The following is a 14,254-nucleotide window of genomic DNA, read 5'->3' as shown; positions in this document are numbered from 1 at the left end:
ACTACTATTTTCATATAAATCGCCATGGGATAAACATGGAGAATGCACAGCGGTCCGGGCAAATAAAAAGCCTTTCCGGACTAATCCGGAAAGGCAGCAGGTTACTCAGCGAATGGAATAAATAAACTCCGTTGGTCAGGAAGCATCATTCGTTTTTGACAATAACAACCTTTGTCGCTTGATCCCCCTTGGGAGTATGTTCCATCTCGTATTCCACTGTGTCACCCTCATGAAGGGTCTTGAAACCCTCGATATCGATAACCGAGTAATGAACAAACACGTCATCGCCGCCATCTTGCGGAGTAATGAAACCGTATCCCTTACCTGCACTAAAAAATTTAACTGTGCCCCGTGCCATAATTTTTCTTTCTAGTCTCGTAACCTGGTTGGTTCGAAGGAGACAGAAACAAAAAACTACCCCAGTTCGTGCTTCCTTCCGACAACGTTTCCTTATTGTAATGCCCGTGGGGGATGAAACGCCACAAGAATAACGCATTCTTCACATGTCGTTAGTCATAAACCCCGCGGAAATTCTAGTTTTCATAGAAAAGTTGTTTGTTATTTCCTCCCTTGGCCACATAGTGAAATTTTGGAGCAAGAATTCAATGGCAGCACGGCGATCGTAGCGAGCCATAACAAAAGTTCGGCCCATCAGAGCCGGACTTTTACATTGAGGTACGCTTCTCTATACCGCGATATTGCGCGGACAGGTCACTGCATGAGCACAACCATCACAGGAACATCGATATTCGCCTGCGCGACCGCGTCAATGCCGAGCGATTGTGCCACTGCCTGTGCGGTGGCCTCGTCTTCGGGGCTCTGGTACCACACCACGGTGGTGCCCGGGAGCGAACTCGCCTCATCCGGATTGCCCGGAGTGGCCGCGGTGAAACCGGAGGCCGCAAGCTTCTGGGATTCCTGGGCCGCATAACCTTGGACACCCGTACCGTTGATTACGCTCACCTGCGCCGAATAGTCCACGGAACCCGTCTGCTCAGGAGTGGCCGATTCCTCATCCTGCGGCTGGTCCGTTGTCGCGGACTGGTCGTCCTCAGCCGGCTGAGACGCGTCGGCGCTTTCAGAATGCGTCGCCTCATGGGATGGCGTGGACGAAGCGGTCTCGGAAGCCGTCTGGGAGGTCGTCTGCTCGGACGCCGCCTGCGTCTGGCTGTCGCCGGAAAATACGCGCGCCGCCTGACCAGAAAAAATAGACCAGAACAGCAGGCCGGCAATCACGGCCGCCACGATCACGATAATGAACGGCAACGAACGCGCCCCCAACGAACGCGCTCCGCGGTGGACGCCCACGGGACCGGCGGGTGGAGTATCGTAGGCATCTTTTGGATAGGAATCATAAGTATTTTTATCATTGCCACTGTGAGCCATTATGTTCCTTCCATATGATTGTTGCCGGATTTTCAACCGGCGCCTTCGGTAAGTGTAAGGTGTGCCATTCCCTAAAGTAGTCAATACGGGCTGTTTTTACTATAGCCTGAATGGTTCCTACCAGTATACGAAAGAATATTATGTCATCATATGTCAAACCGCTACGGGAACTGATCGACCCGCAATGGGCCGAGGCGCTCGCGCCCGTGGAACCGCAAATCCATGCCATGGGCGATTTCATCCGCCAAGAGCACGCGCAAGGCCATGCCACACTTCCGGCCGCCCACAATATTTTGCGCGCCTTCACCATGCCGCTCGACAGCGTCAAGGTGCTTATTGTGGGGCAAGACCCCTACCCCACCGTGGGTCATGCGGTGGGATTGAGCTTCTCAGTGGCCCCCGACGTGCAGCCCATTCCGATGAGCCTGCAGAACATTTATAAGGAGCTGCAGGACGACTTGGGCATCCCTCCCGCGCCCAACGGCGACCTGACACCATGGACCAAGCAAGGCGTCATGCTGCTCAACAGGTGTTTGACCGTACGCGCCGGCGAACGCAACAGCCATCAGGGCAAAGGATGGGAACCCATTACAGAGGCCGCCATCCGGGCATTGAACAACCGCGTGGATGAACATGGCAAACCGTTGCCGCTTGTCGCGATTCTCTGGGGGCGTAACGCGCAAAGCCTCGCCCCGCTGCTGACCAACGCCACCATTATCGAATCGTCCCATCCCAGCCCGCTGTCGGCACGCTATAGCTTCTTCGGATCGCGCCCGTTCTCCCGCACAAACGCGGCGCTGGAACGCATGGGCGCCACCCCGGTTCAATGGGACTTGACGGCGGCGGGAAAATGACACCCGAATGCCACAGTATTATGCTGAAACGGAATACCGAATCAAACCACACTATTAAAGTGACACAACTATGACTTTGTTTTCAAACTATTTGAATGCGAACAGCAAGCAAGCCGCATTGCAAGATCCCTCCAATACCCCGTCCGCGCTCACCAAGGATGATGTGTCCCGGGCGCAGGAGCTGACCGAACGCATCCGTTCCCGATTCGCACAGACGCTTGTCGGCCAGGACAAGTTGCGTGAATCGCTGATCACCACCATGATCGCGGGCGGCCACATCCTTATTGAATCCGTACCGGGCTTGGCCAAGACCACGGCCGCCCAGACGCTCGCCACCAGCGTGTCCGGTTCTTTCAAGCGCGTCCAGTGCACGCCGGACCTTATGCCTTCCGATTTGGTAGGCACCCAGATTTTCGATTTCTCCACGCAGCAGTTCACCACGCAGATCGGCCCGATTCACGCCAATTTCGTGCTGCTTGACGAGATCAACCGCGCGAACGCGAAGACGCAGTCCGCCATGCTCGAGGCCATGGCCGAGGGCGCTACCACCATTGGCGGCAAGCGCATCAGCGTCCCCAAGCCGTTCATGGTGATCGCCACGCAAAACCCCATCGAGGAAGAGGGCACGTTCCCGCTCCCCGAGGCCCAGATGGACCGTTTCATGATGAAGGCCGTGATGACCTACCCGTCCACGCAGCAGGAGATCGACATGCTCCAAATGCTGACGAACCGTGGTTCGGATGTGCTTGATCCCACCCAGCAGGACGCGCATGTGGTGTCCATTACGGATGTCGATTTCCTATGCAAGGCGGCTCGTCAGGTGCATGTTTCCGACGCGATCATGCGCTATGCCGTCGATTTGGTGGAGACTTCCCGTGGCGCTGGCCCGCGCCCGATCCAGGGATTGAGCGCGCTCGTGCGTTTGGGCGCGTCCCCTCGCGCTTCCATCGCGTTCATCCGTATCGCCCAGGCGAGCGCGCTTATGGCCGGACGCGACTACGTGATTCCCGAGGATCTGAAGGACTTCGCCCACGAGATTCTGCGCCACCGTATTCTGTTGACGTTCGAGGCCATGGCGGACGGCGTGCAGACCGACCAGGTGGTTGATTCCATCGTCCAGGTGGTTCCCGTCCCATGATCGATGAGCGTGCCAACCAGAACAATTCCGTGCGGCGCAAAATCGAGGCTTTCAGCACTACCATGACGCTCCCTACCGTGCGTAGGGCGTTGGGAGTCATTGAAGGCGAGCATGCGTCGCGCCGGCGTGGTGGCAACGACGATCTGCTCGACATTCGTCCGTACGACACGGGCGACGAGGCGCGCGCCATCGATTGGAAGATCAGCGCGCGTTCGGGACAGCCCATGGTCGTCCAGCGTGAGCGTCTGGTCAGCGGCCGCGTGTACCTGCTTATGGATGTGGGCCGCGAGATGAACGAATACTGCGCTTCCGGCGAGCGCGCCTATGAGGTGGCCGCCAACGCGTTGTGCATGGTGGCGGCCTTGAGCTTGCGCCGTTCCGACGACGTTTCTCTCGTATTCGCAGACAATGCCAGCATTACGCGCGTGCCGTTCCATGGAGGATTCGCCCATTTCGAGCGTGTGCTCGACAAGGCGTTGGACAAGCAGTGGGACGCCCCGCGCAATGTGGCCGCCTTGTTGGACTACGCCGCCCGGATTCGCGACCGCAACGCGTTCGTGGTGATCGCCACCGATTCGCACGGCCTGGACCCCGACCATATCAAGCGGTTGCGCCGCATCGCGCAGACGCATCCGTGCATGGTGATCGACGTGTCCACGATCAATCCGTTTGAACGCCACCCTATTGAAAGCATGCCCGACGCCGCGATCACGGACGCCCATACGCATAGGCGCGTCCCCGCGTTCCTGCGCACGAAACGCAACGCGGAAGCGGTTTCCACGCATGACGCGTACGCGATCGCAGCGTTGGAACGCGAGTTGACGCGCTGTGGCACGCAATTCATTCACGCGCCGTCCAGCGAGGCCATGCTCCACGCGTTCCTCACCCTGATTTCGCGGGCCCAGCAAGGCGCTTACGCCTATCGTCCCGCTCCGCAACCGGCGTCCGTCGACGCTCCGGGAGGTAACCAATGATGTTCCAGTACGCCGTCGAGGCGCTCGACGTGTCCAACGTGCGGCCGCTGGGCCCGTTAAACCTTGCGACACCGCTGATTGTGGCGATTTGCGCGGGCGTCGTTCTGGCCATTGCGTTGATTGTGGCGACCGTGCTGCTGTCGCGCAAGCGCGCCGTGACGCCCGACGCCGCTTCCCCAGTCGAGGAGAAGGAGGAAAAGGACGTGTGGATCGAGCGTATCGGCAATATCGCCGCCGACTATGACGCTTCCACTATTACGCGCGAAGAGGCGTTCGCACGTCTTGCCACGGTGGCGCGCCGTTTCGCCTCTTCCTATAGCGAGGAGCATGTGGATTCCTACACGCTGGTGGATCTCAACCGCAAACAGCCGCGCCATGATGCGCAAAATTGGATTTCGCTGCGCCAGACCATCGCGGCATTGTATCCGCCGGAATTCGCCGATGGAAAGCATCATCCGATCGCGCAGGACGTGAGTGTGTCCCAGGCGTGCGAATGGGTGCGCAATCTCATTGAAAGGTGGCGATGATCCATGGTATTGCGTTGGCAATGGCCTTGGGCCATTCTGATCGCGGCGCTGGTGGCTGCGGGCATCATGTTCGCCGCCGCGGCGTGGATCAACCACCGTATGCGATCGCAGGAGACGGCGGAATCCTATTACGTGCTCGACGATCTGGACACGGAGCAAGGCAATGCGCTAATGCGCGTGTGGCATACGCTTAATCGCGTCGCCACGGTGCTGGTCGCGCTCGCATTGGTGACGGCCGTTGTTTTGGTGGGCCGCCCGAGCGCCGTGGACAAGCAGACGGAGACAAGTTCCAGCCGAGACATTGTGTTGTGCCTGGACGTATCCGGCTCCACCCTCCCCTACGACCATCAGGTGCTCGATACCTATGCGCAGCTCGTCCAGCATTTCCAGGACGAACGTATCGGCTTGAGCATTTTCAACTCCACTTCGCGTACGGTGTTCCCGCTTACGGACGACTATTCCCTCGTCTCCAAGCAGCTCACCCAGGCGAGCGACATGCTGCGCGGCGTGGAAACGCAAGACGACATTGACAAGATGACCGACCGGCAATACCAGCAGGTTTCCGATTGGCTCGAAGGCACGCAGAACCGAAACGACGCCACCAGCCTTATTGGAGACGGATTGGTCAGTTGCGCCGCCATGCTGCCCGGGTTCACCTATTCGGCGTTGCGTGACGGCGCCAAGCCCGACCGCGAGACCTCCATCGTGTTGGCCACCGACAACGTGGTGTCCGGAACGGAAACCTACAGCCTCAAGCAGGCGTTGACGCTGACCAAGCAGGCGGGCATCACCGTGGACGGCCTATATTCCGGGCCCAAGTCCAGTGAACAGGATGCCGCGACGCAGACGATGAAAAAGGATATTGAAGGGGCTGGAGGCATGTTCCTCACCCAAAGTGACGGATCTTCTGTGGAACAGCTGGTGCGTGAAATCGACAAGCGTCAGGTATCCACCACGCAGGAGCACGGCAAGGCCGCGGTATTGGATGCCCCGGGCTGGTGGACGCTCGCGCTGGCCGTTTTCGTGTTGGCATGGCTCATCATGGCTTGGAGGTTGAAGCGATGAACTCATTAGTTTTGGCCCCCGCCTTGGGCTGGCCCGTCGGCATCGCCATTACCGTGGTCATGGCCGCGTGCGCCATATACGAGGTGGTCCAGCACCGCCTGCGTTCGGGCGACGGCACCGATGAAACGCTGGGCATGTGCATCCGTCGTACGGCCATTTGCATATTGATCGCCATTCTGGCGCTTACGCCAAGCGTGGCAACGGCCACGTCAAGCCGTGCGATCAATGGCACCGACGTGGTCATCGCCACCGACGTGACGGGATCCATGGCAGTGGACGATGCCCATGCGGGCGGCGCGGAAACGATGACACGACTGCAGGCGGCCCAGAGCGCAATTGACGACCTGACGAAGCTCTATACGAACGCGAGTTTCGCGGGCATCAGTTTCGGCAAGACGGGCACGCTTGATGTGCCGCTGACTCCCGATACGGGCGCCATCACCGCATGGGCACGTTCGTTGAAGGCCGAGCCGACCACGCAGTCGTCCGGTTCGTCGCTGGACGCCGGCCTCGACCAGCTGATCAACACGGTCACGGCCATCCACAACCAGCATCCGGACGACCGTATTGTGCTGTATCTCATTACGGACGGCGAGCAGACCACTCCAGGAACACGCCGCACGTTCTCGTCGCTGCGCCAGTATGTTTCCGACGCGTGCGTCATCGGCGTGGGCAGCACGCAGGGCGCGAAGATCCCCAAGATCAACCCGGACGGCACGTTGCAACGCGACCAATACGTGGTGGATCCGGGCACCAAACAAGACGGCATTTCCAAAATGGACGTGGACACCATCAAGAAAATCGCCGACGAATTGAGCGGATCCTATCTCATCCTCGGCCCTTCCCAGGGCGTGGACAGTTCCGTGATCGCGCAGCAGTCCGCGCATTGGCGTGTCGACTCCACTGTCAAGGAACGCATGCGCGTGGCGCCTATCGTCTGGCCCTTCGCCATAGCGTTGGCGACGCTGCTCGCATGGGAAATGGGAGCCTGGATCGCAATGTCAAGGAAGTTACTATGAGCACACATCCAACGGATCACGATCTTGAAGACATGCCCCAACGCACAATGCGCGCGGGCGCGCCGTTGCCCGTGCGCATTGTGCTCGTCGCCTGCGCTGTGCTCCTGGCCGGATGCGCGGTGCTGGGCGCCATCAACCTCTCGGCGGTCGGCACCTACAATACGGCCAGCGCCCAGCTCGCGGACAACGTGCATGAAGCTGCGGCCGACGACGTCGACCTGCCGTCGTTGCTTGCCAAGCAGCGGCAGGTCGATCTGGAACTGCAAAGCGCATACGCCATGCATGGCGTGCTGTTGCCTTCCGTACGCACGTCGATTGAAGACAATACGAAGGTTTCGCGTGCGCTCACGCAAAAGCTCCAAGACGCGATCAAGCAACAACAGCCGAACTCCGACAAGGACGCTTCACAATCCTCCGGAGAATCCGCCCTGAGCGCCGAACAGCAGGAGCAAATCCAGCAAATGCTGCAGTCCAACGGTCCGACCGCGTCGCAGGAACCGTTGAGTTCCGACTACGCCACCAGCGACGACGGGGCGACCACATCCACCAACCAGTCCACGGCGAAACCTTGGTAATAGTCGCCTCCTGACCGGCACCGGTGCACAACCGCGACACTTGTGCACTTCAACGCCATTTGCATGCCCGTCTAGCCACACCGGCCAGACGGGCATGCGTTTTCTATATGCGCGCGTTTTCATGGAAGCATGAGCTTATCGACGTTTCCACCCGCTTCCGCCTCCCCCTTTGCCATGCCTTCCCCTTTCAACGTTGCGGGGGCCGCGTGCCCATGTACCAGCGTGGCCGAGACATGTGCGGCCTTGATCATGCCGCTGGCCGAGTCCTCGCTGCGCACACTCCAGGATGTGCGGGCGCTTCCCCGTGATTGCGCGGCGCGCGACTGGACGGGACAAGCCGCCGACTTGTATACCGAACAACTCGCCCAACTCGCCAAGGCGGTGCCATCCGCGGAACATCTGGCCGAGCGCGCACGCGTCTTGTGCCAGGGAAACGAGATGTAGCATGCCGTACGTCACATCCACGATTACGGGCGGCTCGCGCTATAGCGTGGCGGAGGAACAATATTTTTATGTGGCCGCGCGAACACTGGTCGACCGTGCGGACCGCTTGGCCGCTGCGGCGACGGCATGGGGCCGCGCCCAGATCACGGTGTCCTCCCAGCAGTCGCGCCTGCAGTGGTGCGCGGCGGCCAATCCGTCAGCCTCTCCACTTCCCAGTCCCAATATCGCCGCAGACGCGTCCGGACAGACGCTTGCCGCCACAGCCGCCATGAGCCATGTCTCACTCGACCTGCCGTCCCTAGTGTCGGTATGCGGGCGGCTCGCGGCGGATTTGCGGCGCGACGCCTCGCAGCTGCGCTCGCTGGCGGACAAATTGATCCGCGCGCATGGGCTCTATGCGGACGCCGAATCGGCGAATAGGCGCGTCATCACGGAACTCGTCGAACTCTTCGCGCGACGCCATCCACTGCCCGCGTTGGCGCTTACGGGCGTCTTCGCGGTGGGCGGCCTCGTGTACGGCATGGTCAACGAGGGCGGCATCAACGTGGTGCATGCGCTGAATGCCACCACATGGGCACAGGAAGGCCTGATGAGCGGCGTGGGGTCGCTGGTGACCAAAGCGCCGTTGCTGGGCGCGGTCGGAACCACAGACGAGGTGAATATGGGAGCCGCGGCAATCGGCCATGTTTCCGCCACAATCAAGAACCTGTGGCAAGGCGACGCACTTACGGTACGCCAAGTGACGCCTTCCAGAGAGGTGGTAGGAAGCACGTCGTCCATTTCCGGCGCACTGTCGGACTTGCACTCCTTGGGGACGGCGCGACTGCGCGGAGAAGACGACGCGGGGCTGGAATACGGGACCATCGCCATTTCTCAATATCGCAAAGATGACGGAACCGACGCATGGCTCGTGACGATTCCGGGAACGGACGGCAAGCGCGACTCACCGTTCGGATGGGAACAGAATGTCGAACTCATGAGCGCGAGCGCCGAACAGCGCAAACGTGCCGACAGCGCGCGCATGGTCAGGGAGGCGATGGAACGCGCCGGCGTCCGCCCCGGCGACCATGTTTCCCTGATCGGGCATTCGCAAGGCGGCATCGTGGCGGCTGCCATAGCCGCGGACGCGCAGGACACGTATGTGGTGGACCATGTGGTTACGGCCGGCTCCCCCATTGCCAACCATCCGATTCCAGAACGCACGTGGGTGACGAGCATTGAAATGGAGGACGAGCTCGTCGCGGCCTTGGACGGGGCGGCCAATCCGGCCATCCCAACATGGCTTACCGTGCGCGGAAGCCTGACGACGTCTGACGACGAGTCGGCAAACGGTGTGGAGGTCGCCACCACTTCCGACCGTTACGAGATCACGCACTGGCTTGAATACCATCAGGCCGCCTACGAGGACGCCACGCGTTTGGGGAACAAAGGGGTCGGGGAACATGAGGAGCATTTCCGCCACAGTATTGACGGGACTTACATGGGCACGACCTATTGGCAAGGCCGCATGGGAGGGCGGGAACGTCCAGCATATGAATGAAGTGACGTCTGCGCCCCCGTTGCGTTACGTGCGTGAGCTAGGCTGAACAGTATGAAACTTACTGATATTTCACCTGCCATCGCACTCACGTCCCTGGACGGCCGCTACCACAACCAGACTGCTCCCCTTGTGGAATATGTCAGTGAGCCCGCGCTCAACCGCGAGCGCATCGTGGTGGAAACCGAATGGATGATCATGCTCGCCAACGGGTATGAAGGGAACGGTTACCAGCCGCTGCTCGCCGGCATCGAGCCTCTCGATGAGGAGGAACAAGCGTATTTGCGCGCCATCGCGCCGCAATTTGACGCGGATTCCATCGCCAGGCATGCCGAATACGAATCGGTAACCAAGCATGACGTCAAGGCTGTGGAATATTACATCGACGACGAGCTGGCACGTGCCGAACAGGTGCTGGGACGTCCCACGCAGCTGACGCGTCTGGCGACGCTTGTGCATTTCGCTTGCACGAGCGAGGACATCAACAACCTGTCCACCGCGCGTTGTATCAAGCACGCCGTGGAACAGGTATGGCTTCCCGCGGCCCGTAGCGTGGAGGAGCATCTTGACGCCCAGGCGCGCCAATACGCCGAGATGCCGCTGCTGGCGTTGACGCACGGACAGCCCGCCACGCCTACCACCTTGGGCAAGGAGCTCGCCGTGTTCGTATACCGTATCCACCGTCAGCTGACGCATGTGGTCGAACAGGAGTATCTGGGCAAGATCAACGGCGCCACGGGCACGTTCGGCGCGCATACGGTCGCCGCTCCGGACACGGACTGGTTCGAAGTGTCGCGCGTGTTTGTTGAAGAACGCATGGGACTGACATTCAACCCGTTGACCACGCAAATCGAATCGCATGACTGGCAGGCGGAACTGTACGGCACGATCAGCCATGTGAACCGCATTTTGCACAATTTGTGCGTGGACGTGTGGATGTACATTTCGCGCGGCGTGTTCGCGCAGGTTCCCGTCAAGGGCGCCACGGGCTCTTCCACCATGCCCCACAAGGTCAATCCGATCCGTTTTGAAAACGCGGAAGCGAATTTTGAAATGTCGTGCGCGCTGCTCGACAGCTTGGGCGCCACGCTTGTGGAATCGCGCTGGCAGCGCGACCTTACCGATTCGACCACGCAGCGCAATGTGGGCACGGCGCTAGGCTACTCGCTGCTCGCGTTGCACAATCTGTTGGGAGGCCTGCAATCGGTGCATCCCAACGAAACGGTGATGCTCCAAGAGTTGGAAGACAATTGGGAGGTGCTTGGAGAGCCCATCCAGACGGCCATGCGCGCCGCCGAGCTGCGCGGAGTGCCGGGCATGGAGCATCCTTACGAGCAGGTCAAGCGCCTGATGCGCGGCAATACCATCACGCAAGAGGATGTGACGGCCTTTATCGATTCCCTGCCGTTTGACGAGCAGACCGCGACGCTGTTGAAGTCGCTTACGCCCAGCACCTACGTGGGCATCGCCTCGCGTCTCGTCTCCTACGCCCGATAACGTACTCAGGTCTAAACAATTCGCGCTCCTCCACCGCGCGTCGATGGTTTACTTCGTCAGAAAACCATTGACGCGGGCCGTGGTGGAGCGCGTACAATGCTATTGCTAACAGGCCGTTTGGCAGCGGGTTTCAATACGGGTTGCGGCCGGCATGGCATGACCAGAGTGCAGGGGTGTGAATGAGCGAACACAGTGATATGGAGCAATTGGGCGACAACCTTCCGGTAGCCGCCGACAACGCCATGCTGGAGCCCGCCCCCGAGCGCAAGGCGGTTATCGAGGATGTGGAACCGCGGCGCACGCACGTGTATGGCGACTTGCTCGCCGCCGGGGCTTCGCTGCTGGGCATCGCCATTGTCATTATTCTCGCCCTGTACATGCGCGGCGTGACCAGCGGCGTGGAGAACGACGCGCGCAATGCGGGCAACACGTTCAACTGGCTGTTGGACTTGCCGGCATCCATGCTGCAACAGCTCGTCATTGTCGTGGTGGTCTTAAGCGTCCTCATTCAGCTGCTTGTCAACCGCGAATGGTTCCAGTCCGCCATGTCGGGAGCGGCGCTGCTACTCGGATTCGCCGGGGCTTGGGCCGTGTCGTGGCTCATTTCCACAGTGAACAACACCGTGCTTATCGACCAGATTCTCGCCGCGGGAACAAGTGTCGGCAACGGGCTGCTGCCCGATTTTTGCGCCGCCTTGGGCGCGTTCCTTACCGTGGCCGGCCCGCGCAGGACGCGTACGGCCGTCAAATGGGGATGGAACATTCTTGTCGGCGCCGCCATCGTTCTGATCATCACTTCGTGGAGTTCCGTGGTCGGCGTGATCCTCGCGCTGCTCGTGGGCCGTATTGTCGGCCTCGTCATGCGTTTCATCATCGGCACGCAGAACACGGGCGCATGGGGATCGCAAATCGTGTCCGCGTTGGAAACGATCGGACTGGACGCCACCAAATTGACGCGGCGCAATATGGATGAGACCAAGCCCGCGCTATTGCCGCTGTCGCTTGAGGACGACCTGACCGAGCATTCGCGCCTGTATGATCTGGAAGCCAACGGACACACCTATGTGGTGTCGGTACTTGACAACCAGGTGCAGATGACGGGTTACCTGGGCCAGATCTGGCAGTGGATCAAACTCAGCGGCGTGGCCGTGCGCCACGACCGGTCCGCACGCGACGCCACGCACCACCATATGGCCATGCTCATGGGACTGCATTCGCTGGATCTGGAAACCATCAAGCCGTATGGCGTCACCGATATCGGCGAATCGTCGATCATGGTGTTCTACAACCATCCGCGCGCCACGGCATGCGATCCTACGGCGCTTACCGACGACGACCTCGTGTCGGTCATGCGCTACATCCAGACGGCCCACGACCGCGGATATACGCACCGTCAGATTTCGATCGACACGCTGGCCCGTTTGGAAAACGGAGACCTGTTTGTCGCGGGCTGGCAGAACGGCGACTTCGCGAGCGCACCGGCCAATATCGCGTTGGACAAGGTGGAACTGCTCGCATTGCTGGCCACGCTATACGGCACGCGCCGCACCGTGGACATCGCCCGACGCGTGTGGAACAACACCACGCTCGTCAACCTCATTCCTTTTATCCAGAAGGCCGCCGTCCCCGCGTCCACGCGCGCGTTGCCCGGTTGGGACAAGCATCTGTTGGAACATTTGCGTGAGGAAATCAGCAAAACGCTTCCCGAAGATGTGGCCGAATCCGTGGAACAGGTCACGATCACGCGTTTCAGTGTGCGTTCGTTCGTGGCCCTCGGCCTGCTGGTCGTGGCCGTGGTGGTCGTGTTCACGCAGCTCAAGCCCGAGGAAATGATCACCGCCATCAAGGACGCGAACATCTGGCTCGCACTCACCTGCCTGGTCTTCTCGCTGCTGGCATGGGTCGGTTCGGCGATCACGCTGGGCGGATTCATGGACCGAGACAAGCGTTCCATTCCGGGTCTGTTCATGTCCCAGGTCGCCCAAGGCTTCGCCGCCGTATCAATGCCCGCGGGTATTGGCCCGGCTTTTGTGAATTTGCAGTTCCTGCGCCATAGCGGCTACCGCAGCACGGCCATCATGAGCGCCGTGTGGGTGGTGCAGGCCGCCGTCACCGTGGTGTTGCTGCTGTTTATCGGCATTTTCACGGGACGCAACACGCTTTCGGGCATGATCCCGACCAACACGCTGATTCTGGTGATCGCCATTTTGGCCATTGTCATTTCCGTGGCCATGATGATCCCTCCCGTACGCAAGCTTGTGGTCGCCAAGCTGATGCCGATCGTCAAGTCCTATGCCCGTTCGCTCGCGGAAACGCTTACGCAGCCGCGCGAACTGACCGCCGGCATTGTGGGCGCGTTGGTGCTGAACCTGGCCACGGGTCTGGGCTTCTGGGCCGCGCTGCTCGCTTTCGGCTACCATATGAACCCGATCGAAACCACTTTTGTGTTCCTGCTCGCCAACACTTTGGGCTCGGCCGTCCCCACTCCGGGCGGCATGGGCGCCGTAGAAGCGGCCCTGTCGGTGGCATTCACGGCCATCGGCGTCCCATCCACCATCGCCGTGTCCGCGACGCTCGTCTACCGTATCGCGTTCTACTGGCTGCGTATTCCGATGGGCGCCGTCGCCATGAAGTGGCTGGACAAGCACGACCTCATGTGAGCCGTGCCGTTCATGTTGGCAGCGAACAGGAAAATTTGCTAAGAACCGTTGAAATTGCAGCATATAAGGGGCACTTGGGGCGAAAATTGCTTTAAAATCGTGAATTCGCCCGATTTATACACAAAAAATCCTCAAAAACCCTTGAAAAATGCGGTATTTGGCGCATAAATGCGCTAAGATGCCTAGTGAACAGTGGTTATGCGTTCCAAGCAATAACCCCTAACAGAAGGATGCACATGGCATACAACAAGTCTGATCTCGTCACGAAGATCGCTCAGAAGTCCCACCTGACCAAGTCCCAGGCTGAGGCAGCCGTCAACGCATTCCAGGATGTGTTTGTTGAGGCTATGAAGTCGGGCGAAGGCCTGAAGCTGACCGGCCTGTTCTCCGCAGAGCGCGTACGCCGCGCTGCCCGCACGGGACGCAACCCGCGCACGGGCGAGACCATCCAGATTCCGGCCACCTACGGTGTCCGTATCTCCGCCGGCTCCCTTCTGAAGAAGGCTGTCACCGAGTGATCTTGTGATCCACGGATCGTAACGGCCCTTGCGGGCCGACAATATGCATGCGGGTTTGTC

Annotated in this window: 14 protein-coding genes; 12 read left to right on the top strand and 2 right to left on the bottom strand. The window is 60.0% G+C overall.

Translation table 11 applies throughout. The features are described from left to right. Window positions 1–145: 145 nt before the first annotated feature. Both BMAGN_RS03240 and BMAGN_RS03235 read right to left on the bottom strand, forming a co-directional pair. Entirely contained in the window at window positions 146–358 is a 213-nt protein-coding gene (locus BMAGN_RS03240; protein ID WP_022859273.1) for a cold-shock protein, read from the bottom strand. Between the two features lie 353 nt (window positions 359–711). Then, window positions 712–1,281, bottom strand: coding sequence for a LytR C-terminal domain-containing protein (locus BMAGN_RS03235; protein ID WP_238548749.1), 570 nt, complete (start codon window positions 1,279–1,281; stop codon window positions 712–714). Window positions 1,282–1,526: 245 nt separating this feature from the next. Here BMAGN_RS03235 and BMAGN_RS03230 point away from each other — a divergent pair, with 245 nt between their 5' ends. From BMAGN_RS03230 to BMAGN_RS03175, 12 genes are all read left to right on the top strand, one after another. Then, complete coding sequence (locus BMAGN_RS03230; protein ID WP_022859271.1) at window positions 1,527–2,240, top strand: uracil-DNA glycosylase; 714 nt, start codon at window positions 1,527–1,529, stop codon at window positions 2,238–2,240. Window positions 2,241–2,310: 70 nt separating this feature from the next. Then, complete coding sequence (locus tag BMAGN_RS03225) at window positions 2,311–3,378, top strand: AAA family ATPase (protein WP_022859270.1); 1,068 nt, start codon at window positions 2,311–2,313, stop codon at window positions 3,376–3,378. Continuing rightward, window positions 3,375–4,352: a DUF58 domain-containing protein gene (locus tag BMAGN_RS03220; protein WP_022859269.1), complete on the top strand. Its 978-nt coding sequence runs from the start codon at window positions 3,375–3,377 to the stop codon at window positions 4,350–4,352. Before BMAGN_RS03225 ends, BMAGN_RS03220 begins: the two co-directional genes overlap by 4 nt. After that, complete coding sequence (locus BMAGN_RS03215) at window positions 4,349–4,879, top strand: hypothetical protein (protein ID WP_022859268.1); 531 nt, start codon at window positions 4,349–4,351, stop codon at window positions 4,877–4,879. Before BMAGN_RS03220 ends, BMAGN_RS03215 begins: the two co-directional genes overlap by 4 nt. A 3-nt stretch (window positions 4,880–4,882) precedes the next feature. Further along, window positions 4,883–5,944 (top strand): vWA domain-containing protein, encoded by a 1,062-nt coding sequence (locus BMAGN_RS03210; protein WP_022859267.1) that lies wholly within the window; start codon window positions 4,883–4,885, stop codon window positions 5,942–5,944. Then, complete coding sequence (locus BMAGN_RS03205) at window positions 5,941–6,963, top strand: vWA domain-containing protein (RefSeq protein WP_022859266.1); 1,023 nt, start codon at window positions 5,941–5,943, stop codon at window positions 6,961–6,963. Before BMAGN_RS03210 ends, BMAGN_RS03205 begins: the two co-directional genes overlap by 4 nt. Next, window positions 6,960–7,538, top strand: a complete 579-nt coding sequence (locus BMAGN_RS03200; RefSeq protein WP_022859265.1) for a DUF6466 family protein — start codon at window positions 6,960–6,962, stop codon at window positions 7,536–7,538. Before BMAGN_RS03205 ends, BMAGN_RS03200 begins: the two co-directional genes overlap by 4 nt. Before the next feature lie 222 nt (window positions 7,539–7,760). Beyond that, window positions 7,761–7,982 (top strand): hypothetical protein, encoded by a 222-nt coding sequence (locus BMAGN_RS08400; RefSeq protein ID WP_160257199.1) that lies wholly within the window; start codon window positions 7,761–7,763, stop codon window positions 7,980–7,982. Window position 7,983: 1 nt separating this feature from the next. After that, window positions 7,984–9,522, top strand: coding sequence for a PGAP1-like alpha/beta domain-containing protein (locus BMAGN_RS03190; protein WP_022859262.1), 1,539 nt, complete (start codon window positions 7,984–7,986; stop codon window positions 9,520–9,522). A 51-nt stretch (window positions 9,523–9,573) separates the two neighbouring features. Then, a complete protein-coding gene (gene purB, locus BMAGN_RS03185) occupies window positions 9,574–11,016 on the top strand; it encodes an adenylosuccinate lyase (protein ID WP_022859261.1) in 1,443 nt (480 codons plus the stop codon). 242 nt (window positions 11,017–11,258) lie between these two features. Beyond that, window positions 11,259–13,676, top strand: coding sequence for a lysylphosphatidylglycerol synthase transmembrane domain-containing protein (locus BMAGN_RS03180; RefSeq protein ID WP_026501892.1), 2,418 nt, complete (start codon window positions 11,259–11,261; stop codon window positions 13,674–13,676). A gap of 236 nt (window positions 13,677–13,912) precedes the next feature. Beyond that, entirely contained in the window at window positions 13,913–14,194 is a 282-nt protein-coding gene (locus tag BMAGN_RS03175; protein WP_022859259.1) for an HU family DNA-binding protein, read from the top strand. Window positions 14,195–14,254: the final 60 nt, after the last annotated feature.

Origin of the sequence: Bifidobacterium magnum, from assembly GCF_000741255.1 — a bacterium.
In the GTDB taxonomy this organism is placed as follows: domain Bacteria; phylum Actinomycetota; class Actinomycetes; order Actinomycetales; family Bifidobacteriaceae; genus Bifidobacterium; species Bifidobacterium magnum.
This window is presented reverse-complemented; position numbering and strand designations above follow the sequence as displayed.

What these genes read in the sequence shown, in the direction of transcription:
- BMAGN_RS03240 (WP_022859273.1), bottom strand. Translation starts at nt 358, where the DNA reads ATGGCACGGGGCACAGTTAAATTTTTTAGTGCAGGTAAGGGATACGGT.
- BMAGN_RS03230 (WP_022859271.1), top strand. Translation starts at nt 1,527, where the DNA reads ATGTCATCATATGTCAAACCGCTACGGGAACTGATCGACCCGCAATGG.
- BMAGN_RS03225 (WP_022859270.1), top strand. Translation starts at nt 2,311, where the DNA reads ATGACTTTGTTTTCAAACTATTTGAATGCGAACAGCAAGCAAGCCGCA.
- BMAGN_RS03220 (WP_022859269.1), top strand. Translation starts at nt 3,375, where the DNA reads ATGATCGATGAGCGTGCCAACCAGAACAATTCCGTGCGGCGCAAAATC.
- BMAGN_RS03215 (WP_022859268.1), top strand. Translation starts at nt 4,349, where the DNA reads ATGATGTTCCAGTACGCCGTCGAGGCGCTCGACGTGTCCAACGTGCGG.
- BMAGN_RS03210 (WP_022859267.1), top strand. Translation starts at nt 4,883, where the DNA reads ATGGTATTGCGTTGGCAATGGCCTTGGGCCATTCTGATCGCGGCGCTG.
- BMAGN_RS03205 (WP_022859266.1), top strand. Translation starts at nt 5,941, where the DNA reads ATGAACTCATTAGTTTTGGCCCCCGCCTTGGGCTGGCCCGTCGGCATC.
- BMAGN_RS03200 (WP_022859265.1), top strand. Translation starts at nt 6,960, where the DNA reads ATGAGCACACATCCAACGGATCACGATCTTGAAGACATGCCCCAACGC.
- BMAGN_RS03190 (WP_022859262.1), top strand. Translation starts at nt 7,984, where the DNA reads ATGCCGTACGTCACATCCACGATTACGGGCGGCTCGCGCTATAGCGTG.
- purB (WP_022859261.1), top strand. Translation starts at nt 9,574, where the DNA reads ATGAAACTTACTGATATTTCACCTGCCATCGCACTCACGTCCCTGGAC.
- BMAGN_RS03180 (WP_026501892.1), top strand. Translation starts at nt 11,259, where the DNA reads ATGCTGGAGCCCGCCCCCGAGCGCAAGGCGGTTATCGAGGATGTGGAA.
- BMAGN_RS03175 (WP_022859259.1), top strand. Translation starts at nt 13,913, where the DNA reads ATGGCATACAACAAGTCTGATCTCGTCACGAAGATCGCTCAGAAGTCC.